At 67.2% G+C, this 19,369-nt stretch carries 18 protein-coding genes; 6 read left to right on the top strand and 12 right to left on the bottom strand.

What is annotated here, in order from left to right; all coding sequences use genetic code 11:
• Positions 1-48: 48 nt before the first annotated feature.
• The gene (gene flhA, locus ACO2SS_RS21465) at positions 49-2,058 is read right to left on the bottom strand and encodes a flagellar biosynthesis protein FlhA (RefSeq protein WP_423279895.1); all 2,010 of its coding nucleotides are present in this window, start codon (positions 2,056-2,058) and stop codon (positions 49-51) included.
• 307 nt (positions 2,059-2,365) lie between these two features.
• Here flhA and ACO2SS_RS21460 point away from each other — a divergent pair, with 307 nt between their 5' ends.
• Together ACO2SS_RS21460 and ACO2SS_RS21455 are read left to right on the top strand one after the other, a co-directional pair.
• A complete protein-coding gene (locus ACO2SS_RS21460; protein ID WP_423279865.1) occupies positions 2,366-4,171 on the top strand; it encodes a chloride channel protein in 1,806 nt (601 codons plus the stop codon).
• 78 nt (positions 4,172-4,249) lie between these two features.
• Positions 4,250-4,504 (top strand): hypothetical protein, encoded by a 255-nt coding sequence (locus ACO2SS_RS21455; RefSeq protein WP_423279864.1) that lies wholly within the window; start codon positions 4,250-4,252, stop codon positions 4,502-4,504.
• Positions 4,505-4,548: 44 nt separating this feature from the next.
• Here ACO2SS_RS21455 and ACO2SS_RS21450 read toward each other — a convergent pair whose 3' ends face one another.
• From ACO2SS_RS21450 to ACO2SS_RS21415, 8 genes are all read right to left on the bottom strand, one after another.
• A complete protein-coding gene (locus tag ACO2SS_RS21450; RefSeq protein WP_423279863.1) occupies positions 4,549-5,604 on the bottom strand; it encodes a glycerol dehydrogenase in 1,056 nt (351 codons plus the stop codon).
• Positions 5,605-5,618: 14 nt separating this feature from the next.
• Positions 5,619-6,446, bottom strand: coding sequence for a carbohydrate ABC transporter permease (locus ACO2SS_RS21445; protein ID WP_423279862.1), 828 nt, complete (start codon positions 6,444-6,446; stop codon positions 5,619-5,621).
• Positions 6,446-7,315 carry a carbohydrate ABC transporter permease gene (locus ACO2SS_RS21440; protein ID WP_423279861.1) on the bottom strand — a complete coding sequence of 290 codons (870 nt, stop codon included), beginning with the start codon at positions 7,313-7,315 and terminating at the stop codon, positions 6,446-6,448. Before ACO2SS_RS21440 ends, ACO2SS_RS21445 begins: the two co-directional genes overlap by 1 nt.
• A gap of 175 nt (positions 7,316-7,490) precedes the next feature.
• The gene (locus ACO2SS_RS21435; RefSeq protein WP_423279860.1) at positions 7,491-8,813 is read right to left on the bottom strand and encodes an ABC transporter substrate-binding protein; all 1,323 of its coding nucleotides are present in this window, start codon (positions 8,811-8,813) and stop codon (positions 7,491-7,493) included.
• 31 nt (positions 8,814-8,844) lie between these two features.
• Positions 8,845-9,912: an ABC transporter ATP-binding protein gene (locus ACO2SS_RS21430; protein ID WP_423279859.1), complete on the bottom strand. Its 1,068-nt coding sequence runs from the start codon at positions 9,910-9,912 to the stop codon at positions 8,845-8,847.
• A gap of 2 nt (positions 9,913-9,914) precedes the next feature.
• Positions 9,915-11,432, bottom strand: a complete 1,518-nt coding sequence (locus ACO2SS_RS21425) for a xylulokinase (RefSeq protein ID WP_423279858.1) — start codon at positions 11,430-11,432, stop codon at positions 9,915-9,917.
• Between the two features lie 26 nt (positions 11,433-11,458).
• Positions 11,459-12,916 (bottom strand): FAD-binding oxidoreductase, encoded by a 1,458-nt coding sequence (locus ACO2SS_RS21420; RefSeq protein ID WP_423279857.1) that lies wholly within the window; start codon positions 12,914-12,916, stop codon positions 11,459-11,461.
• A 134-nt stretch (positions 12,917-13,050) separates the two neighbouring features.
• Positions 13,051-14,070: a LacI family DNA-binding transcriptional regulator gene (locus ACO2SS_RS21415; RefSeq protein WP_423279856.1), complete on the bottom strand. Its 1,020-nt coding sequence runs from the start codon at positions 14,068-14,070 to the stop codon at positions 13,051-13,053.
• Positions 14,071-14,449: 379 nt separating this feature from the next.
• Here ACO2SS_RS21415 and ACO2SS_RS21410 point away from each other — a divergent pair, with 379 nt between their 5' ends.
• The 3 genes from ACO2SS_RS21410 to ACO2SS_RS21400 all read left to right on the top strand — a co-directional run bounded on the left by ACO2SS_RS21410 (position 14,450) and on the right by ACO2SS_RS21400 (position 17,041).
• Positions 14,450-15,295, top strand: coding sequence for an outer membrane protein (locus tag ACO2SS_RS21410; RefSeq protein ID WP_423279855.1), 846 nt, complete (start codon positions 14,450-14,452; stop codon positions 15,293-15,295).
• A gap of 643 nt (positions 15,296-15,938) precedes the next feature.
• Positions 15,939-16,520, top strand: a complete 582-nt coding sequence (locus ACO2SS_RS21405; protein ID WP_423279854.1) for a YqaA family protein — start codon at positions 15,939-15,941, stop codon at positions 16,518-16,520.
• Positions 16,521-16,528: 8 nt separating this feature from the next.
• Positions 16,529-17,041: a disulfide bond formation protein B gene (locus ACO2SS_RS21400; protein WP_423279853.1), complete on the top strand. Its 513-nt coding sequence runs from the start codon at positions 16,529-16,531 to the stop codon at positions 17,039-17,041.
• Here the strand turns inward: ACO2SS_RS21400 and ACO2SS_RS21395 are convergent.
• Positions 17,008-17,577, bottom strand: coding sequence for an HNH endonuclease (locus ACO2SS_RS21395; RefSeq protein WP_423279852.1), 570 nt, complete (start codon positions 17,575-17,577; stop codon positions 17,008-17,010). The genes ACO2SS_RS21400 and ACO2SS_RS21395 overlap by 34 nt on opposite strands.
• Before the next feature lie 137 nt (positions 17,578-17,714).
• Here ACO2SS_RS21395 and ACO2SS_RS21390 point away from each other — a divergent pair, with 137 nt between their 5' ends.
• Entirely contained in the window at positions 17,715-18,209 is a 495-nt protein-coding gene (locus ACO2SS_RS21390) for a GFA family protein (protein ID WP_423279851.1), read from the top strand.
• Between the two features lies 1 nt (position 18,210).
• On the opposite strand, the gene ACO2SS_RS21385 is transcribed toward ACO2SS_RS21390, so the two are convergent.
• Both ACO2SS_RS21385 and ACO2SS_RS21380 read right to left on the bottom strand, forming a co-directional pair.
• Positions 18,211-18,417 carry a hypothetical protein gene (locus tag ACO2SS_RS21385; protein ID WP_423279850.1) on the bottom strand — a complete coding sequence of 69 codons (207 nt, stop codon included), beginning with the start codon at positions 18,415-18,417 and terminating at the stop codon, positions 18,211-18,213.
• A 50-nt stretch (positions 18,418-18,467) separates the two neighbouring features.
• Positions 18,468-19,349, bottom strand: a complete 882-nt coding sequence (locus ACO2SS_RS21380) for a 3-hydroxybutyryl-CoA dehydrogenase (RefSeq protein ID WP_423279849.1) — start codon at positions 19,347-19,349, stop codon at positions 18,468-18,470.
• Between the last annotated feature and the right edge of the window lie 20 nt (positions 19,350-19,369).

Genomic DNA, 19,369 nt, shown 5'->3' with positions numbered 1-19,369 from the left:
TGCAAATGCTTCACGGTCTCGGCATGATGAATGCGGCCGTGGATAGTCTTACACGCTGCCCACCGTCTTGAGCCGGACGCGCGAGTGGATCTCCGCCTGACCCAGCACGGGCGTCTCCCGCCGGAACCGCTCGATGATCGAGCGGACATAGGGGCGGGAGCTGGAAGAGGTGACGAGCACGGGCATCTCGCCCATCCGGGCCGCGTCCTCGAACCGCTCCCGAACCGCGGTGACGAACTCGCCGAGCTTGGACGGCTGCATGGCGAGGTGGCGCTCCTCGCCCTGGCCCACGATCGAGTCGAGGAAGGCCGTCTCCCAGGCGGGCGACAGGGTGACGATGGGCAGGTGCCCCTGCGGCGCGGTGTATTGCGCGCAGATCTGCCGGGCGAGCCGCATCCGGACATGCTCGGCGATGTCGCGCGGGTTCTTCACGACGCCGACCACATCGGCGACGCCCTCCAGGATCGTGCCGAGATCGCGGATCGAGACGCGCTCCGCCAGCAGGAGCTGAAGGACACGCTGGATGCCGGTCGTCGAGATCTGCGAGGGGACGAGCTCGCGGACGAGATCGCCGTGCTCCTTCGGCAGCTCCTTGAGCAGCTTCTGCACCTCGATATGCGACAGGAGCTCGGCCGTGTGCCCCTTGATGACCTCCGTCAGATGGGTCGAGATCACGGTCGCGGCGTCCACGACCGTGTAGCCGCGCAGCGAGGCCTCCTCGCGCAGCACGTCGTCGATCCAGGTCGCAGGCAGGCCGAAGGTCGGCTCCAGCATGTGCTGGCCGGGCAGCTGAACCTGGCCGCCCATCGGGTCCATGGCCATCCATAGATTCGGGAAGACGCGGCCCGTGCCGGCTTCGACCTCCTTCACCCGCACGATGTAGGTGTTGGGATCGAGCGTGACGTTGTCGAGGATCCGCACGGACGGCATCACGAAGCCGAGCTCCGAGGCGAGCTGGCGGCGAAGGGCCTTGATCTGCTCGGTGAGCCGGTCGCCCCCCTCCGTGCCGTTCACGAGCGGCAGGAGCGCGTAGCCGATCTCGATCTTCAGGTCGTCGATCTTCAGCGTCTCGGCGATCGGCTCCTCGGCGGCGGGTGCGCCCGGCTGGCCGGCAACGGCCTGGACGGCGTCGGCCAGCGCCTTGGCCTTGTTCTGGCCGTCGAGCTTGTAGGCGAGCCAGCCGGCCGCGGCCGCGAGCGTCGCGAAAGGCAGGATCGGGATGCCGGGCAGCAGGCCGATTCCCGCCATCACGGCCGCCGACATGCCGAGCGCCTTCGGGTAATGCGCGAACTGCTTGTGCAGGGCTCCCGCAGCCGCGCCGCGGACGCCCGCCTTCGAGACGAGGAAGCCTGCCGCGATCGAGACGATCAGGGCCGGCACCTGGCTGACGAGACCGTCGCCGGCCGTGAGCAGCGTGTAGCTCTGCGCCGCCTGGCCGAAGGAGAGGCCCTGCTGCGCGACGCCGATGATGATGCCGCCGACGACGTTGATGAAGGTGATGAGCAGGGCCGCGATGGCGTCGCCGCGCACGAATTTCGAGGCGCCGTCCATGGCGCCGTAGAAGGCGGATTCGTCCTCGAGGTTCTTGCGCCGCTCGCGAGCCGTGTCCTGGTCGATGAGCCCGGCCGAGAGGTCGGCGTCGATGGCCATCTGCTTGCCCGGCATGGCGTCGAGGGTGAAGCGGGCCGCCACCTCGGCGATGCGGCCCGAGCCCTTCGTGATGACGACGAAGTTCACGATGATCAGGATCGCGAAGACGATCACGCCGATCACGAAGCTTCCGCCCATGACGAAGTTGCCGAAGGCTTCGATCACGTGGCCGGCGGCCGCGCCTCCCTCGTGCCCATGCGCAAGGATCAGGCGCGTCGAGGCGAGGTTCAGGGCGAGCCGGAACATCGTCGCGATGAGGAGAACGGTCGGGAAGATGGAGAATTCGAGCGGGTTCTCGATGAACAGGGCCGTCATCAGGATGAGGACGGACATGATGATCGAGAGCGCGAGCAGCAGGTCCAGCAGCAGCGCCGGCATGGGGAAGACGAGCACCACCAGGATGCCCATCACGCCGACGGCAAGGAGGAGATCCGGCCGCCGGGTCAGCGCCCGCAGGTCGCCGAGGCTGGGAATGGGCACCGCCCCGAAGCGCGACGCCGCGGCCGGCGCCACACTGCGCGCGCCGTTGATTGCCGCCACTCCCTCGCTCATCCCGCGCCCGTTCGCACCGACCCCACCCGGCAAGTCTTGCCGACCGCATGGTTAGCGCGGAGTAAACACCGGCCGGCCGATGCGGGCTGCCGGAGCGGCAATTCGGGATTCGACCGCGCTTGAAGGAACCGGGCGCGCTCCCAGCGGTCATGTAACCGGATCGATGATGTCCACGCTCGAGCTCAAGCGAGGCGCCGGCGCGCCGCTCACGCCCGGCCTCACGGCTCGGGCCCTCTCGTCATTGCGCAGCCGCGTCCGGGCGAGCGAATTCTGGCTCGTGACGATCGCTGCCCTGATCGGGGCGGTGACGGCGCTCTTCGTGTCGGGCCTGAGCTGGGCCGCGCAGGCCATGCATCACGTTCTGTTCGGCATTGGCAGCGTCGAGCGGTTGTCGAGCGCGGTCCTGCTGCCGCCCTGGTCGCTCGTATGGCCTGCGGTCGGCGGGCTGATCCTCGGGGTGACCTCGCTCTGGGTCGTCCGCTGGCGAACGCGGCCCGCCATCGATCCGATCGAGGCGAACGCGCTCCATGGCGGACGCATGTCCGTCGTCGATTCAGGGGTGGTCGTCGGGCAGACGCTCGTCTCGAACGGCTTCGGGGCATCCGTCGGGCTGGAGGCAGCCTATACCCAGGGCGGCGCGGTGCTCGGCTCGCGTCTGGGTCTCGGCCTGCGGCTCCGCCGCGCGGAGGTGCGGGTCTTCGTCGGGTGCGGCGCCGCTGCCGCGATCTCGACGGCTTTCGGGGCCCCGATCACGGGCGCCTTCTATGCCTTCGAGCTCATCATCGGCACCTATTCGGTCGCGACGGTCGCGCCCGTCATGGCGGCCTCGCTCGCGGCCTTTCTGGTCGGGGATGCCATCGGGGTCGCGGCGACGCCGCTCGAGGTGGCAGCCCGGCCGCCCAACGAGGCCTTCGCCTACCTCATCTTCATGGCGCTCGGCTTCGCGTCGGGATTGGCGGGCATCGCCGTCATGCGCGGCGTGACCGCGGTCGAGCAGCTGTTCCAGAAAACCCGGATCCCGCCGACGGCCCGTCCGTTCCTCGGCGGCGCGATCGTCGGGGCCCTGGGCTTCATCACGCCGCAGGTGCTGTCTTCAGGGCATGGCGCCCTTCATGGGGTGCTGGAGAGCGATGCGCCTCTCTTCGCCTTCGCGTCCCTCTTCTGCCTCAAGATGCTGGCCTCCGCGGTTTCCCTCGGCTCGGGCTTTCGCGGCGGCCTCTTCTTCGCATCGCTCCTCCTCGGGGCGCTGCTCGGCCGCGTCTTCGCGAGCGCCATCATGCTGGCCGCGCCGCATCTGGCGATCGACCCCGTCACGACGGCGGTGGTCGGCATGAGCTCGCTTGCGGTCGCGGTGGTGGGCGGCCCGCTGACGATGACCTTCCTCGCGCTCGAGACTTCCGGCGATCTCCTGATCACCGGGATCGTGCTCGCGGCCGCCACCGTCTCGAGCGTCACGGTGCGCGAGTTCTTCGGCTATTCCTTCTCCACCTGGCGCCTGCACCTTCGCGGCGAAACGATTCGGTCCGCCCACGATATCGGCTGGATCCGCTCGCTCACGGCCGGACGCATGATGCGCCAGGACGTCAAGACGGTCCGCGAGGACATGCCCTTGGCGGAGTTCCGCAACAAGTACCCGATCGGATCGAAGCACCGCGTGGTCGCGCTCGACAGCGAGGGCCGCTATGCCGGGCTCGTGAACGTGGCCGACGCCTATGCGCCCGAGGAGGAGAAGCCCGTCAAGGCAGGCCGCGTCTGCGACCTCCTCCACCTCCGTCGCGACGTTCTCACGCCGAACATGAACGTCAAGGAGGCGATCGCAGTCTTCGACAGGACGGAGAGCGACGCGCTCGTTGTGGTGGAGGATCTCGCCAGCCGGAAGGTGCTGGGGCTGCTGACCGAGCAGCATGCGCTGCGGCGCTACGCCGAGGAACTCGACAAGGTGCGCCAGGGCCTCAGCGGCACGATCTAGCGCGACGCCCGCAGCTCACAGAGGGGAGGCCCGGTTGCCCAAGTGGCCTCCGGGCGTCCTGCGGCCTAAATGGGGTGCATGGACACGACCCCGCTCACCTGGACCCGCGACGAGATCGCCAGCGTGCCCTTGCGTCGGTTCAGGGCGCATTCCGGCGAGGTCGAGGTCGGCTATGTCGAGTACGACGGCGGCAACCGGATGTGGGTCTGGGCGAGCCCGCTCGCCGAGGACGCCTGGGGCTGGGGTGCCGACGAGAGCGGCGCCATGCAGGGGCTCGAGACCTGGTTGCGAGCCTGGCTCGAGAACTTCAGGCCCTTCTTCGCCCCCAGCTGACGCGGCCGCCCCGCTGCCGCCGATGTGATCGCCGCGGCAGGAGCTCAGGCGCCGGCCTCGACGAGGCGCATCGCCGCGATGATGCTGTCCTCCGTCGCCGGCTTGCCGAGGTGCTTCATATGGGGCGCCGCGAGCGTCGGACCGGCGATCGTCGCGTAATCGGACATGCTCGGGTCGCGCAGGCCCAGATCCACGAGCCGGCGCGGCAGGCCGCAGGCTTCCGAAAAGGCCGCAATGCCGGCCCGTTCCTCCGCCGCGAGGCCCTCGTGCGCCACCTGGACGAGGGTCCCATACGCGACCAGTTCTCCATGCAGGGCGCCCGCCAGCTTCGGATGGGCCGTCAGGCCCCGCGTGAGTGAATGAGCCAGGGACAGGCCACCGGATTCGAAGCCCAGTCCGGAGAGGAGCACGGCCGCCTCGACGACATTTTCCAGCGCCTGGTCGGGCTCGTTCCGGTCGCAGGCGGCGAGCGCCGCGACGGCATCGCGCCGGACGGTGGCGTAGCACGCATCTGCGAGCGCGAGCGCCGCAAGGGGTGGATTGCCGCCGAAGAAGTTGATCCCGCCCGCAGCCGCGCAGGCGCGCGCCTCGAAGGTCTTCGACATGCAGTCGCCGATCCCCGCCGCGAGCAGGCGCCGCGGTGCGCGGGCGATGATGGCCGTGTCGACCAGGACGACGTCCGGATTGGAGGCGAGCATCTCGACCCCGACGATGGCGTGTTTCTCGTCATAGACGACGATGAGCCGGCTCGTCGGGGCGTCATTGGAGGCAATCGTCGGCACGACGACGATGGGGCATCCGATGCGCTTGGAGACGCCCTTGCCGGCATCGATCGCCTTGCCGCCGCCCATGGCGACGACGACGTCAGCGCCCGCTCCGCGAGCCTCGGTCGCCAGCCTGTCGATCTCCGGATGCGTGATCTCGCCGCCGAAGCGCAGGACCGTGACGCCCGGAAGGGGCGGTCCTTCCCTGTCGAGCGCGATGGGATCGGCGACGACGACGGGCGAGCGGCCGAGCGCCGCCACGATTTCCGGCAGGCCGGACAGCGCGCCGGGGCCCTGAATGTAGCGGCGGGGAGCGCCCAGGATCCGTAAGCTCAAGGCGTTGTCTCCGGTTAGCCCTTGGTCGCCCCGGCCGCGAGGCCCTGGATGAAGTAGCGCGACAGGAGCGTGAACATGAGGAACAGGGGAAGCGCGATCAGCGTCGCGCCCGCCATCACCTCGCCCCAGCGCAGCTCGAACGAGCCCACCATGGAGGCAAGGCCGACAGGCAGGGTCTTCTGCGTGTCGGACGAGATCATCACGAGCGCATAGGCGTAGTCCGTCCAGGACAGCAGGAAGGAGAAGACCGCAACCGTCACGATGCCCGGAAGCGACAGCGGCAGCACGACCCGGACGAAGGAGCCGAGACGGGTGCAGCCATCCACCATGGCCGCCTCCTCCAGCTCGAACGGCATCGACTTGAAGAATCCCCACAGAAGCCAGACGCCGAGCGGAAGGGTCAGCGTGCAATGCGCGATCACGAGCGCGAACAGGCTGTCCGCGATGCCGAGGGTGACGAAGATGCCGTAGAGCGGGATCGCCAGAAGCATGGGCGGGAACATGTAGGCGTACAGCATCGAGCCGATGATCAGCATCTTGAACGGCATGCGGAAGCGCGTGACCGCGTAGGCGATCACCACCGACGCGACCAGCGTGATCGCGACGACGATCAGCGCCACGAGGATCGAGTTCCGGAACTGCTGCGGATAATCCGTCACCTCGAGGAGGTTCCGGTAGCTTTCCAGGGTCACGGTCTGCGGCAGGAAGGTCGGCCGGGCGAACAGGTCCTGGGGCGTTCGCAGGCTCGAGACGATCATCCAGTAGATCGGAAAGAACGACCACGCCGCGATCCCGAGCGCGGCGAGCCCGATCCCGATCCGTTGTGGGGCCGAGCGGCGCATCAGCGCTTCTCCTCCAGCGGGAAGAGCCGGATGTAGATCGTCACCACCGTCATCAGGATCAGGAAGGACACTGTCGCGACCGCCGCGCCGCCGCCGACGTCGAAGAGGGAGAACGCGCGCTTATAGGCGAGGATCGGCAGGTGCTCCGTCGCCCCCAGAGGCCCGCCGCGGGTGAGCAGCCAGATGATATCGAACTTGTTGAACATCCACACGGCCCGCAGCAGCACCACGACCGTGAGGACGGGCTTCAGCTGCGGCAGCGTCACGTGGAAGAAGCGCGCGACCGGTCCCGCGCCATCGACCTTCGCGGCCTCGTAGAGCGCCGGCGGGATCGTCTGCAGTCCCGCCAGGACGCAGATCGTCACGAAGGGCGTCCAGAGCCATACGGACGCGAAAATCACGGAGGCCCGCGCGGTCGCGGGCTGCTCGAACCACGGGATGGTGCCGAAGCCCAGGTCGCGGGCGAGAACCGTGAGCAGGCCGACGGAGCCGTCGGCAAGCCACTGGAAGGTGAGCGCCACGACGACCGTGGGCAGAAGGTAGGGCAGCGTTGCGAGGCCGCGGACCAGGCGCTGGCCGAAGAACGGCTGGTTCAGCACCATCGCGAAGGCGATGCCGATCACGACCTGCAGAGCGATCGCGGCGATTGAATAGAGCAGGCCGTTGCCCATGGCCCGCCAGAATTCCGGCTCGCCGACCACGCGGATGTAGTTGCCGAGCCCCACGAACCGGGGCTCGGCGATGAAGGAGGAGGCCTGGTGAAGCGAAAGCCAGATCGCGTTCAGGACCGGGCCCCCGACGAACAATGCCGTCAGGGCGACGCCGCTCCAGAAAAAGGCCCAGATGACCCAGTCGTGCCGCGAGCGCATTGATCAGTTGCTGGCCAAGGACCGTGGCGCTTGTTCCGGCCTCATCCTGCGATGCTCGCCCGAAGCGACCGCGAAAGACGCGCAACAGCAAGTCCTTCGCCGGCCGACCGGGTGCCCGGACGGAGCCCGGGCACGACGGCTAGCCTCGTCAGCATGAGAGCCACTTCGAACATCGTTACCCGGCAATGACTCGGTTCATCTTTGCGACCGCCTCCTCGACGCAGGCGTCCGATGCCATGTTCTTCAGGACCTTGTTCTGGATCATCTCGGGGATGATGAAGGACTCGAAGATCTTGGCCGGCCGGAGATCCGGCTTCGGTCCCTCCGTGTCGATCGACCGGATGGTGATGTTCGGATCTTCGAGGAAGCCCTGCATGGTCTTCACGGCGGCCGCGTGTTTCTCGATCAGCGGATGCGCCCGCCACCGCGGATCCTCGTAGATGTCGAGCCGCGGCGGCTGGAAGTGGAGCGGCGCCGAATGGAGGAAGTTGATGTAATGCGCATCCGAGAACCACTCGAGAAAGCGCACCGCTTCCTCCGACATGGGTGTCTTCCCGACCACCCAGCCGTCATAGCCGTGATTGACGGCTGCGCCTTTCCCGCTGCTGTCGGGATACGGCATCATTCCGTACTTGTCGGCCAGCTGGGGCGCGCGCTGCTCGAGGATCTCGATCATCCGCCCGGCATAGGGGGCGTGTGATGCCTGTCCGGACGAGAACGCTCCGGTGATCTGGCCGAATCCGGCCTGGGTCATGCCGGGCGGCATGGTCTTGTAGAGGTCGGCGAAGAAATCGAGATAGGCCGCCGTCCGCTTCTTGTTGGCGTCGCTCGCGAAGGTCAGGGTCCAGTTGTCGTCGAAGATCGACACGCCCTCGGCCCACATGTAGCCGATGCTCATCCAGCTCGTGGCATCGTTGCTGCCGATGGGCGTGGCCATGCCGAAGCGCTGATTGCCGCCCTCGTTCGACGACGTCTTGCGGCAGTTCTCGAGGAGCGCCGCCCAGGTCTTCGGCACTTCCAGCTTCTGCGCCTCGTACAGGTCCTTGCGATAGAACAGCCAGCAGAGATTGTAGTCGTACATGTACCAGTATTGCTGGCCATTGACGGGGAAGAGGATCCGCTTCCCCCACTTGTGCTTGTTGACGAGGTCGGTGATCGGCGTGAGCTGGCCTTCGTTGGCGAGCGTCAGCACGTGCGCGGCGAAGATGATGGTGGAGATGTCGTAAGGCCGGCCGCCTTTGATCGCCGCGACCGTGCGCGTGTAGGCATCGCCCGACGGAACGGTGTCGATGGTGACCTTGATCCCCTTTTCCTTCTCGTACTGAGCCGCCGCGACGCGGAGGGCCCGAACGGAATCCACGGCGGGCTCGCCGTTGAGGAAGCGCAACTCCTTCGTCTGCGCGTGAACGGCGGGCATCGGGAACGTGGCCGTGGCGGCGGCGCCGGCCCCGATCGTCAGGACCGTGCGGCGGGACGGACCTTGGATTGTCTTGCTCACCTGCGTCTCCTCCTCTGTGTGTTGTTTTGGTTCAGGCGGCGAGCGCCTGTCCGTCTTGGTCAAACAAGTGCAGCCGCGCCGGCGGGGCCCTGAGGCGGATGACGTCTCCCGGACCCACGGCGTCGTCCCTGTCGATCAGCGCGCGAACGGGCTGCCCCGCGTCGAGCAGGAGCACGCTCTCGGCACCCATGCGTTCGACGGCGACGACCCTGGCCGGGAAACCTGCCGGATCGCGTTCGAGATGCTCGGGCCTGATCCCGAGAGTCAGGGCCTGCCCCGGCCTGAGCGCCGAACACGAAGCCTCGAGCGGGATCGTGAGATCACGGGCGCGGAAGACGGGCCGGCCGGCTTCAGCCACGAGGCCGCCGCCATCGATGAAGTTCATCTCGGGAGAGCCGATGAAGCCGGCGACGAAGCGGTTCGCCGGCCGGTCATAGACCTCCAGAGGCCGGCCGACCTGCTGCACGACGCCATCCTTCATCACGCAGATGCGGTCGCCCAGCGTCATGGCTTCGACCTGGTCGTGGGTGACGTAGATCATGGACGTCCCGATCTCGCGGTGGAGGCGGGCGATCTCGTCGCGCATATGGACGCGCATCTTCGCATCGAGGTTGGAGAGCGGCTCGTCGAAGAGGAAGACGTCGGGCTCGCGGACCAGCGCGCGGCCGAGCGCCACGCGCTGCATCTGGCCGCCGGAGAGCTGGCGCGGCTTTCTGGCGAGAAGCGGCTCGATCTTCAGCATCTCGGCGGCGCGACGCACGCGCAGGCCGATTTCCGCCTTGTCGACACCACGCATCTTCAGGCCGAAGGCGAGGTTCTCCTGGACGGTCTTGTGGGGGTAGAGCGCGTAGTTCTGGAACACCATGGCGACATTCCGCTCGCGCGGCTCGAGCCGCGTGACGTCGCGCCCGCCGATGCGGATCGTGCCGCCGCTCGTCTCCTCGAGACCTGCGATCATGCGGAGCGTCGTCGACTTGCCGCATCCGGACGGCCCGACGAGGACCATGAACTCGCCCTCGGCGATGGCGAGATCGACCGCCTGGACGACGGTGAGGCCCGAGAAGCTCTTCGTGACCTGCTCGAGGGTGACGGAGGCCATGCTCAGGCCCCCGCCATGTGGGCGTGGATGCGGTGGTTCAGGGGCGCCAGCGCCGCCTGGATCTCGCGATAGAGCACGAAGCCGCGAGCGTAATGCTCGGCGCGCTCAGGATCCGACCTATGGGTCGCGACAACCCGGATGGCAGCCTCCGCGGCTGCCTCGTCCGAGAAGGCGCCGATGCCGACGCCGGCAAGGAGCGCCGCCCCGAAGCTTGCATCCGCGACGGCCGGCAACTCCACCGTCACGTCGAGGACATCGGCCAGGGTCTGGCGCCAGAGCGCGCTCTTCGCGCCGCCTCCCGTGAGCCGCGCCGTGGCGAAGCCGAGCCCGTTCGCGCGCAGCACCTCGAGGCAATCGCGCAGCGAATACGAGATCCCCTCGTAGAGCGCCCGCACAAAATGCCCGGGACCGTGATTGAAGCCGATCCCGACGAAATCCGCACGCAGGAGCGGGTCCCAATGCGGGCTGCGCTCGCCGTTCAGGTAGGGGTGGAAGAAGAGCCCTTCCGAACCCGGCGGGACTGCGCTGGCGAGACGTTCCATCTGGTCGAAGATCGCCGAGCCGTCCTCGCCGTCGCGACGGAAGAAGGTGTCGCGCAGCCATTTGTGCGCGGAGGCGCAGGAATTTGTCGCCGTGATCACGTACCAGTGGTCCGGGATCACGTGCGGGTAGTTGATCATCTCCTTGTGGGGAACCGCGTGCGGCGAGAGCACGCTGACGGTGGCCGCGGTCGCGAGCTTCGCAACCCCGATGCCGGGTCGCATCATCCCCGCCCCGTAGGTCTCGACGGCCGTATCCGACGTGCCGCAGATGACCGGAGTGCCTTCGGCGAGCCCCGTTGCGCGGGCGGCTTCCGCCGTGACGGAGCCGACCCGGCTCTTGGGCTGCACGATCGGGGGCAGCGAAGCCAGGGGCCAATCGATCAGGCCGCAGAGCTCGTCGGACCAGTCGCCCGTCCGGGCATCCACCATCAGGGTGCCGACGCCGTCGATGAGGTCGGTCTCGAACCCTCCCGTGAAGCGGGAGCGCAGCCAGTCCTTGGCCACGTAGAGGCGATGGACGCGCCGGAAAGCCTCGGGCTCGACCTCCTTCAGCCACAGCATCTGCGGCAGGGTCCAGGTCGGGTTGGCACGGTTGTAGCCGATCTCCAGGATGCGGTCGTCGGCTCGCTCGCGCAGCGCCCTCGTCTGCTGGCCGGAGCGCTGATCGTTCCAGAGGATGGCAGGGCGGATGACCTGACCGGCCCGGTCTTCCAGCACCTGCGTATGCGCGCCCGCCGAAAAGGAGATGGCGGCGATGCGCTTGGGATCGCCGCCGGCCCGCGCCAGGGCGGCGGGCACGGCTGCGCAGGCGGCGCGCCACCAATCCCAGGGGTCCTGCTCGCTCCAGCCCGGCTTCGGGGCCGATGTCGAGACCGCGTGGCTTCCCTCGCCGGCAAGCGCGCCGTCGAACGTGATCAGGCTCGCCTTCAGCGAGCCCGCCCCGAGATCGATCCCGAGAAGGAGATCAGGCGCCGGCATGGGTAAGCCCCGATTGCGCCGCGGCCTCAGCCATGCCCGACCTCGACGGCTCCGGGCGCAGGACGGAGGCCCAGCTTGCCGGGGTTCAGGCGATTATCCGGATCCAGCCCGTCCTTGATGGCCTGCAGGATGTCCATGCCGTGACCGAGCTCGCGGCGGAGCCAGCGGTTGCGGAACACGCCCGCCCCATGGTGGTGCGCAACGGTGCCTCCGCAATCGAGGGTCGCGCTCTCGAGCGCATCCCACAGGCGGGCGTGAAGCGCGAGACCCTCCTCATCCGGCATCGGGGGAAGGCGGATCGTCATGTATTGGCAGGCGCCCTCGGCATAGACGTGAGACCAATGCGCTCCGAAATGCATCTCGGGGCAGATGCCGAGGGCGGATGAGCGGCAGGTCTCGTATAGCTTCGCAAGGCTCGACCAGGGCGCGCAGACCTCGATCGTGTCCATGAAATAGCCGGCCGCCTGCCACTTGCCCGAATAGGATTCGTAGCGGACCTCACGCCAGTGGTTAAGCGGAGCGTCATCCGCACGGCTGGCGCCTTCGTCCTCGCAGATCGCCAGGGCTTCCGCCTCCTCGGCCGCAGCCGTCCGCGCCGTGCCGCAGAAGACCATGATGGCCAGGATCGGCTTCGACTCGAAGGCTGCGAGGCCGCCCGTTCGCTCCCGGCTCTCGGTCTCGTCGTAGATGCGCACCACCTGTGGCCGGAGCTCGGCCTGCATGATGCGGCGCGCTGCGGCGAGCGCGGCATCCTGGCTCGGAAAGGCGAGCACGATTCCATGCTCGACCTCGGGCTTGCGGAAGATGCGCAGCGTCAGCTCGGTGATCACTCCGAGCGTGCCTTCGCTGCCGACGAAGAGGTCGATGAGCGAGGGCCCGACGGAACGGCGCGCGACCGGGCGCACCTCGATCTGCCGGCCGTCCGGGAGCACGGCCTTCAGGCCGACGACGATATCCTCGATCTTTCCGTAGCGGGAACTCGCCTGGCCGCCGCCGCGGCACGCCGCCCAGCCACCGACGGTCGAGATGTTGATGGATTGCGGGAGGTGGCCGCAGGTCCAGCCGGCGGCGTTCAGGGCGCGCTCGAACTCGCCGCCGTTCATGCCGGCCTGGACCACTGCAAGCCCGTTGGTCTCGTCGATCTCGACCAGGCGATCGAGGCGGGTGAGGTCGAGCATGACCTCTCCGCCGAGCGGGATCGTGCCGCCCAGCACGCCGGATCCAAGGCCGAAGGGAATGACGCGGAAGCCGTCGCGCTGCGAGCGCGCGAGGAGCTCGGCGACCTCGCGCTCGTCGGCCGGCTTCGCGACCGCCACCGGCAGCGCGCCGGGAAGTCCGCCGGACCGGGCCTTGAAGATGCCGAAGGGGAGTCGATCCCGGGCGTAGCGGGTCAGGGTCTCGCCGTCGGTCGAAACGTGGTCCGCGCCCACGACGTCGGCGAGGGCGGCAACATGGGGGCCGGTACCGGAAACGGCCGCACTCATGCGGATCGGCCCCGCCGCGAGGCGTGGTAGCTGGTCATCGGCGTTCCTCCACGGCGCTGTTGCGCAATCGTTTGTTCTACCCTGCGGCCACTCGCCGGCTCTGTCAAGCGGGTAGGTCTATGCCCGCAGCATCTTCAGCTCGGGGGAGGGGCTGTGGATCGGCGCAGAATGAGGCCGTTCGGCGCGAGAAGGGGGGGAGCGTCCAAATGCTCACCCCCGATAAGACGAACGAGGAGTTCGACAGCCCGGGCGCCCATGCTTTCCGTCGGGGTCTGGACGGTCGTCAGTGCCGGATAGATCATTGCGGCAATGGGGGCGTCGTGAATGGCGACGACTGAGACGTCCGATGGGATGCCCAGGCCGGCTTCGTGGAGGGCCGCGAGCGCCCCGGCGGCAGAGACCACGGTTGCGGCGAGCACGGCCGTCGGCCTCGGATGGAGGCGGGCCAGGAGCGCCTCCATGGCCTCTTTGCCGCCCTCGACCGTGTAGCCCGCAGCCTCCACGAGATCCGGATCGAACGGCAGCCCGTACGCCTTCAGCCCCGCCTGGAACCCCGCAAGGCGTGCCCGGCCGTTGAACCCTTCGAGCCGGCCCGCGAGATGGGCGATGCGGCGATGTCCGAGCTTGAGGAGGTGCTCGACCCCGACCCGGGCGGCTTCCTCCGAGTCGAGGGCCACGGCCGGAGCGCTTCCGATACGCCGGTTCATGAGCACGAAGGGGACGCCGGTATCCTCGAGCGCTTCGATCAGGCCGCGATCCTCGTCGAGGCTCGCGACCAGAAGTCCGTCGACCCGGTGCGCGCCCGTGAGCCGCTTGTACTCGCCTTCCGCTGCCCTGCCCGGATCGCGGTGCGAGATGATGAGCGAGTAGCCGAGTGCGCTCGCCGCCAGCTCGGCCCCGCGAATGGCGGAGGAGAACACCGGATTGTCGAGCTGCGGCACAACGATCCCGAGTGCAAACACCCGCGACGTGCGCAGACCGCGAGCCAGGGAGTTGGGCCGATAGTCGAGAGCTTCGGCGACCTTGATGATCCGCGCCCGCGTCTCGTCGCTGACACGCTGCGTCGCGCTGCCATTCAGAACGCGGGACGCGGTCGAGACGTCCACCGCGGCGAGGCGCGCGACGTCCTTGAGATTGGGCCGTTGGGGATGCATCGTCGGAAGCTTGAGGATCGATCCGGTTCGGCGTCCAGGCCGTAAATGGTCCTACCTCAACTTGCGGCGGCAACGGTCCCAATGCCCCGGCGGCGAGACGGCCCAGGCGGGTGGAGCGCTGCGGAGAACAGTCCGACGGTCTCGAATATCTCCTGACTTCGCGGTGCTTCCGGCTGCATGAAGCGGCGTCTTGCGCGTATAGAAGTCGGTTACAGAAAATAGATCGTCATGCTAATCGTCATGAAGGCAGGATGGAAAAAGGGAGTACCCCTTTCGTATATTGGTGAGTTCATAATTTGAGGGCCTGATGTTGCCGATATACACCAGATCGAAACGGGATTTGGGTGCAGGATGGAAGCGTAGCAACTGAGAGGGCTCCATGCGTTTAAAGCTACTCACCGCAACGGCGCTTACCTGCATCTCAGCATCGGCCTTCGCTGCTGACCTGCCGACCCGCGCCGCTCCACCGCCCTACGTGGCCGTTCCCGTCTTCACTTGGACGGGCTTCTACGCCGGTGTGAACATCGGCGGCGGGTTCGGCGTGAATGGCGACCGAAACCGCATCGTTACGATCGCTCCGGGCGGCCTGCCGGGTCCGCTCGGCGGCTATGCCGGAACGGTAACGCTCAGCGGCAACAACAACCAGGATGGCATCGTTGGCGGCGGTCAGATCGGGTACAATTACCAGATCGGCAGCTTCGTCATCGGTCTCGAAGCTGACATCCAGGGCGCAGACCTGGCCGGTAATCGCGCCGGCACGGTGATTTTTGCGCCTCCTCCGATTATTCCTGGCGGAGGGATATTCGCTCCGGCCATCAACAACCGCGCGGGCGGTATCGAGTGGTTCGGCACGGTGCGCGGGCGTGTCGGTTACGCCTGGGATCGCCTGCTCGTATTCGGGACAGGCGGCTTCGCGTACGGCGACGGGCCGAACATCAATTGTGCGACGGCTCTCGGCGCCGTCGCCTGCGGCAGCAACCTCAACGATATCCGCACGGGTTGGACTGCCGGTGGTGGCGTGGAATACGCCTTCACGCCGAATTGGACAGGCAAGATCGAGGCACTCTACGTGAGCCTCGACCGTAACCGGGCCGGCAACTTCGTCGGCGCAACGTCCATCGGCGGGGTCGTCACTCCGGTGTTCGTCGCGGGCAATCGCCAGCGGACTGCCGACGAGTTCGTGGTCGTCCGCGCCGGCGTGAACTGGAAGTTCAACACGTTCTGATCGCGAGAAACTCGGAAACGAGGGCCCGGCGGCAACGCTGGGCCCTCTCGCTTGATTGAGGCCCAATCTCGCCTGGCCGTGTTCGCTTCGCATGACAGCGGGCAGCGGCAGATTTTGCGTTGCCGTTATCAGTAGCGATGGTTCATTGGTGCAGCTTTATGTCGACGAGCGCCATGTTTTTGCCAATATAACGGCCAGAAAATGTCAGCTAGCATCAACAAGAAGGCGCAAATTATTCTAGAAATGAATGTCATTGACTTGACATTTGTGCTGGACGGAGCGGGAATGGCGCGTGTTCCGAAGCATCATTCGGGCGGGACACGTGGAGCAATCTGAGGAAACTTAGATCCCGGCCCACAACGATGGGTCGGGATTTTTCTGAGTGGCGAGCGCTGCGGGCTCAGGCGCTGTTCTGTCCTTCTTGGATTTTCAAGCCTGCCCTCGCCCGCGAATTTACTCCCGACTTCTGCGTCTGTTTCTCGGCGTTGTGCCTGAACGGCGCATTTAGGTAGGCCAGTCTCACCCCGGCGCGAAGTGAGGTGAAGGCCGGTCGGATCTCACGGGGCGACTGCGACCGTGCTGCTCTGGCCAGCTTCGCGGGGCTGTGGTCAAAGTCGCGCGCTGGTTCGTGGGCAGAGGCCGGATGCTGCGCAAGACTTATGACTGGATGCTCGGCATCGCGGCGCGGCCGAGCGCGCCTTACGCGCTGGGCGCGGTGTCCTTCGCGGAAAGCTCGTTCTTCCCGGTTCCGCCGGACGTGATGCTCGTCCCGATGGCGCTGGCGCGCCCGAAGCGGGCCTGGTTCTACGCTGCCCTGTGCACGGTGACGTCCGTGGCCGGCGGCCTGCTCGGCTATGCGATCGGTGCGCTGCTCTACGATTCGGTCGGGAAGTGGCTGTTCCAGCTCTACGGCCTCGAGGCCGGGGCGGAGGCGTTCCGCGCCGCCTATGCCCAATATGGCGCCTGGATCATCCTCCTGAAGGGCTTCACGCCGATCCCGTACAAGCTCGTGACGATCACGTCCGGCTTCGCGGGCTATGATCTGCTCGCTTTCACGATCCTGTCGCTCATCACGCGCGGCGCCCGCTTCGCGCTCGTGGCGGCGCTGCTCGGGCGCTACGGCGATATCATCAGGGGCATTCTCGATCGGCACCTGGGGGCCGTTGCGGCCCTTCTGGTCGTGTTCGTCATCGGCGGCTTCGCCGCCATCAAGTTCCTGTACTGAGCCCGACGATGATCGACCGGCTGACGCCACGGGCGATCGCGGTCCTGATCGTCCTCGTCGCGCTGGCGACGATTGGCGGCGCGCTGGTATCGGAGCACGTCTTCGGGCTGGTCCCCTGCAAGCTGTGCCTGCTCCAGCGCCAGCCGTATTACTGGGGCATCCCGCTCGCGATCCTGGTCGCCCTCGCGCCGCAGGGGCTGCTGCGGCCGGGGCTGCTGGTCCTGTCGCTGGTGTTCCTCGTCAGCGCGGGCCTGGGCGCCTACCATTCCGGTGTCGAGTGGGGCTGGTTCCTGGGGCCCTCTGATTGCGGGGGAGGGAGCGGCGCCGCGCCGGGTGCCGTCGGGGATTTCCTCCAATCCCTCAACAACGTGCGCGTGGTGAGCTGCACGGAGGCGGCTTGGCGCTTTCTCGGCCTTTCGCTCGCGGGCTGGAACGCGCTCGTCTCGCTTGCCCTGGCGGGCCTGGCGGTGCTCGGGGCAGCGCGCGCTCAGGGCTCCAGCTCGGTGTCCCAGTACAGGTAGTCCAGCCAGCTTTCGTGCAGGAAGTTCGGTGGGAAGTGGCGTCCTGCCCGATGCAGGTCGTGGAGGTCGGGCGCGTAGGGTGCCTGCCGGGGCCACATCTCGGCGTCGCGGGGGAGTTGGTCGCTCTTTCTCAGATTGCAGGGAGAGCATGCGGCGACGACGTTCTCCCAGGTCGTGAGGCCGCCCTTGGACCGGGGAATGACGTGGTCGAAGGTGAGTTCGTCGCGCGCTCCGCAATATTGGCAGGTGAAGCGGTCGCGAAGGAAGACGTTGAAGCGGGTGAAGGCGGGGTTGCGGGCGGGCTGAACGTAGGTCTTCAGGGACACCACGGAGGGAAGTCGCATCTCGAAGGAGGGACTTCGCACCATCCGGTCGTATTCGGACACGATGTTCACGCGGTCGAGAAACACCGCCTTGATCGCGTCCTGCCAACACCAGATCGACAGGGGAAAGTAGCTGAGCGGTCGGTAATCGGCGTTGAGCACCAGCGCCGGGCACGCTTCGGCGTTCACAGTAGGCTGCACGTGAACCGTCAAAACACCTCCTCCGGTTGGATGAGAGGCCACGGGGCTCGCACTGCGGGCAATCTACCGTTTTCATGACGGGGTTGTGAAGCTTTCCCGGATCGGCAGAGTTGCCGCATTCACAAGGTGTGACTGGAGGAGACCAAACGATGTCCCTCACGCTCGTCGGATCGTGCCACTGCAGGGCAGTCCGCTTCTCCGTCGCGACCCACACGCCCCAGCCCTATCAGCTCTGCTACTGCTCGATCTGCCGCAAGACGGCCGGCGGGGGCGGCTATGCCATCAATCTCGGAGCCGATTCGGCCTCTCTCGTCGTCGAGGGACGCGACGCGCTCGGGATCTACCGGGCCGAGATCGTGGGCGAGGACGGGCGCTGCGAGGTGAGCGAGGGCCAGCGGCACTTCTGCCGTCGCTGCGCCTCGGCCCTGTGGCTCTACGACGAGCGCTGGAGCGAACTCGTCCATCCCTTCGCACCCGCGATCGAAACGCCGCTCCCGGTGCCGCCGGAGCGGGTTCATATGATGCTGCGCTACAAGGCGAACTGGGTCGTGCCGGCGATCGGGGAGGGCGACACCACCTTCGATGAGTATCCGGAGCAGTCGATCGAGGACTGGCACCGCGCACGGGGCCTCTGGGTCGACTGACTCAGACGCTGACGTCGATCAGGGTTCCCTGGCCGGGAGGCGGCCTTGCGGCGCCTTTCGTGGCCTCGAGCGCCTGCTCGACGAGGCCCACGACCGACGCTTCCGCATCGGCCTGCTGCTTCACCATGGCGGTCGCGAGCGCCTGGCCGGTCGCGGCGCCCTGCATGGTGACGAGGGAGGCCGCGAGCGAGACAGGCGAGAGGGACATGCCCCGATCCTTGCCGCGGCAGCTTTCGGGGCGGTTAACCGCGGGGTCGCTCAGCGCGTCGGGACGGGATGCTCGCCGCGGTAATCGTAGAAGCCGCGCTTCGTCTTCCGGCCGAGCCAGCCGGCCTCGACATACTTCACCAGGAGAGGGCAGGGCCGGTACTTCGAATCGGCTAGGCCCTCGTGCAGCACCTGCATGATCGACAGGCAGGTATCGAGGCCGATGAAGTCGGCGAGCTGCAGCGGGCCCATCGGATGGTTCGCACCGAGCCGCATCGCCGTGTCGATCGCGTCCACCGATCCGACGCCCTCGTAGAGGGTGTAGATCGCCTCGTTGATCATGGGCAGCAGGATGCGGTTGACGATGAAGGCCGGGAAGTCTTCCGCGACCGTCGAGGTCTTGCCGAGCTTGGCGATCAGCTCGCAGGCCGATTCGAAGGTCGGCTCCTCCGTCGCGATGCCCCGGATCAGCTCGACGAGCTGCATCACCGGGACGGGATTCATGAAGTGGATGCCGATGAACTTCTCGGGCCGATCGGTGGAAGCGGCGAGGCGCGTGATCGAGATCGACGAGGTGTTCGTCGCAATCATGGTCTCCGGCCGCAGGACCGGACACAGCTTCTGGAGGATCGCCCGCTTGACCTTCTCGTCCTCGGTCGCAGCCTCGATCACGAGCTCGCAGCTGCCGAGTTCCTCATAGGTTTCGGCGGGCGTGATCCGGGAGAGGGCCGCCTTGCGGTCCTCTTCCGTGATGGCCCCGCGCGACACCTGCCGCGCGAGGTTGCCGTTGATCGTGGCGAGGCCTTGGTTGATGCGGTCCAGGGAGAGATCGTTCAGGCGGACGTTCAGCCCGGCCCGCGCGCAGACATGGGCGATGCCGTTGCCCATCTGGCCCGCGCCGATGATGCCGACCGTCTTGATCTCTGTAGCCATGATCCCCTTCACCTGCCTCG

The sequence above is a fragment of the Enterovirga sp. CN4-39 genome (assembly GCF_049446235.1).
In the GTDB taxonomy this organism is placed as follows: Bacteria; Pseudomonadota; Alphaproteobacteria; order Rhizobiales; family Beijerinckiaceae; genus Enterovirga.
This window is presented reverse-complemented; position numbering and strand designations above follow the sequence as displayed.

Coding starts and splice junctions, on each gene's coding strand:
- flhA (WP_423279895.1), bottom strand. CDS start 2,058: ATGGGCATCCTGGTGGTGCTCGTCTTCCCCATGCCGGCGCTGCTGCTG.
- ACO2SS_RS21460 (WP_423279865.1), top strand. CDS start 2,366: ATGATGTCCACGCTCGAGCTCAAGCGAGGCGCCGGCGCGCCGCTCACG.
- ACO2SS_RS21455 (WP_423279864.1), top strand. CDS start 4,250: ATGGACACGACCCCGCTCACCTGGACCCGCGACGAGATCGCCAGCGTG.
- ACO2SS_RS21445 (WP_423279862.1), bottom strand. CDS start 6,446: ATGCGCCGCTCGGCCCCACAACGGATCGGGATCGGGCTCGCCGCGCTC.
- ACO2SS_RS21440 (WP_423279861.1), bottom strand. CDS start 7,315: ATGCGCTCGCGGCACGACTGGGTCATCTGGGCCTTTTTCTGGAGCGGC.
- ACO2SS_RS21430 (WP_423279859.1), bottom strand. CDS start 9,912: ATGGCCTCCGTCACCCTCGAGCAGGTCACGAAGAGCTTCTCGGGCCTC.
- ACO2SS_RS21425 (WP_423279858.1), bottom strand. CDS start 11,432: ATGCCGGCGCCTGATCTCCTTCTCGGGATCGATCTCGGGGCGGGCTCG.
- ACO2SS_RS21420 (WP_423279857.1), bottom strand. CDS start 12,916: ATGAGTGCGGCCGTTTCCGGTACCGGCCCCCATGTTGCCGCCCTCGCC.
- ACO2SS_RS21415 (WP_423279856.1), bottom strand. CDS start 14,070: ATGCATCCCCAACGGCCCAATCTCAAGGACGTCGCGCGCCTCGCCGCG.
- ACO2SS_RS21410 (WP_423279855.1), top strand. CDS start 14,450: ATGCGTTTAAAGCTACTCACCGCAACGGCGCTTACCTGCATCTCAGCA.
- ACO2SS_RS21405 (WP_423279854.1), top strand. CDS start 15,939: ATGCTGCGCAAGACTTATGACTGGATGCTCGGCATCGCGGCGCGGCCG.
- ACO2SS_RS21400 (WP_423279853.1), top strand. CDS start 16,529: ATGATCGACCGGCTGACGCCACGGGCGATCGCGGTCCTGATCGTCCTC.
- ACO2SS_RS21390 (WP_423279851.1), top strand. CDS start 17,715: ATGTCCCTCACGCTCGTCGGATCGTGCCACTGCAGGGCAGTCCGCTTC.
- ACO2SS_RS21385 (WP_423279850.1), bottom strand. CDS start 18,417: ATGTCCCTCTCGCCTGTCTCGCTCGCGGCCTCCCTCGTCACCATGCAG.
- ACO2SS_RS21380 (WP_423279849.1), bottom strand. CDS start 19,349: ATGGCTACAGAGATCAAGACGGTCGGCATCATCGGCGCGGGCCAGATG.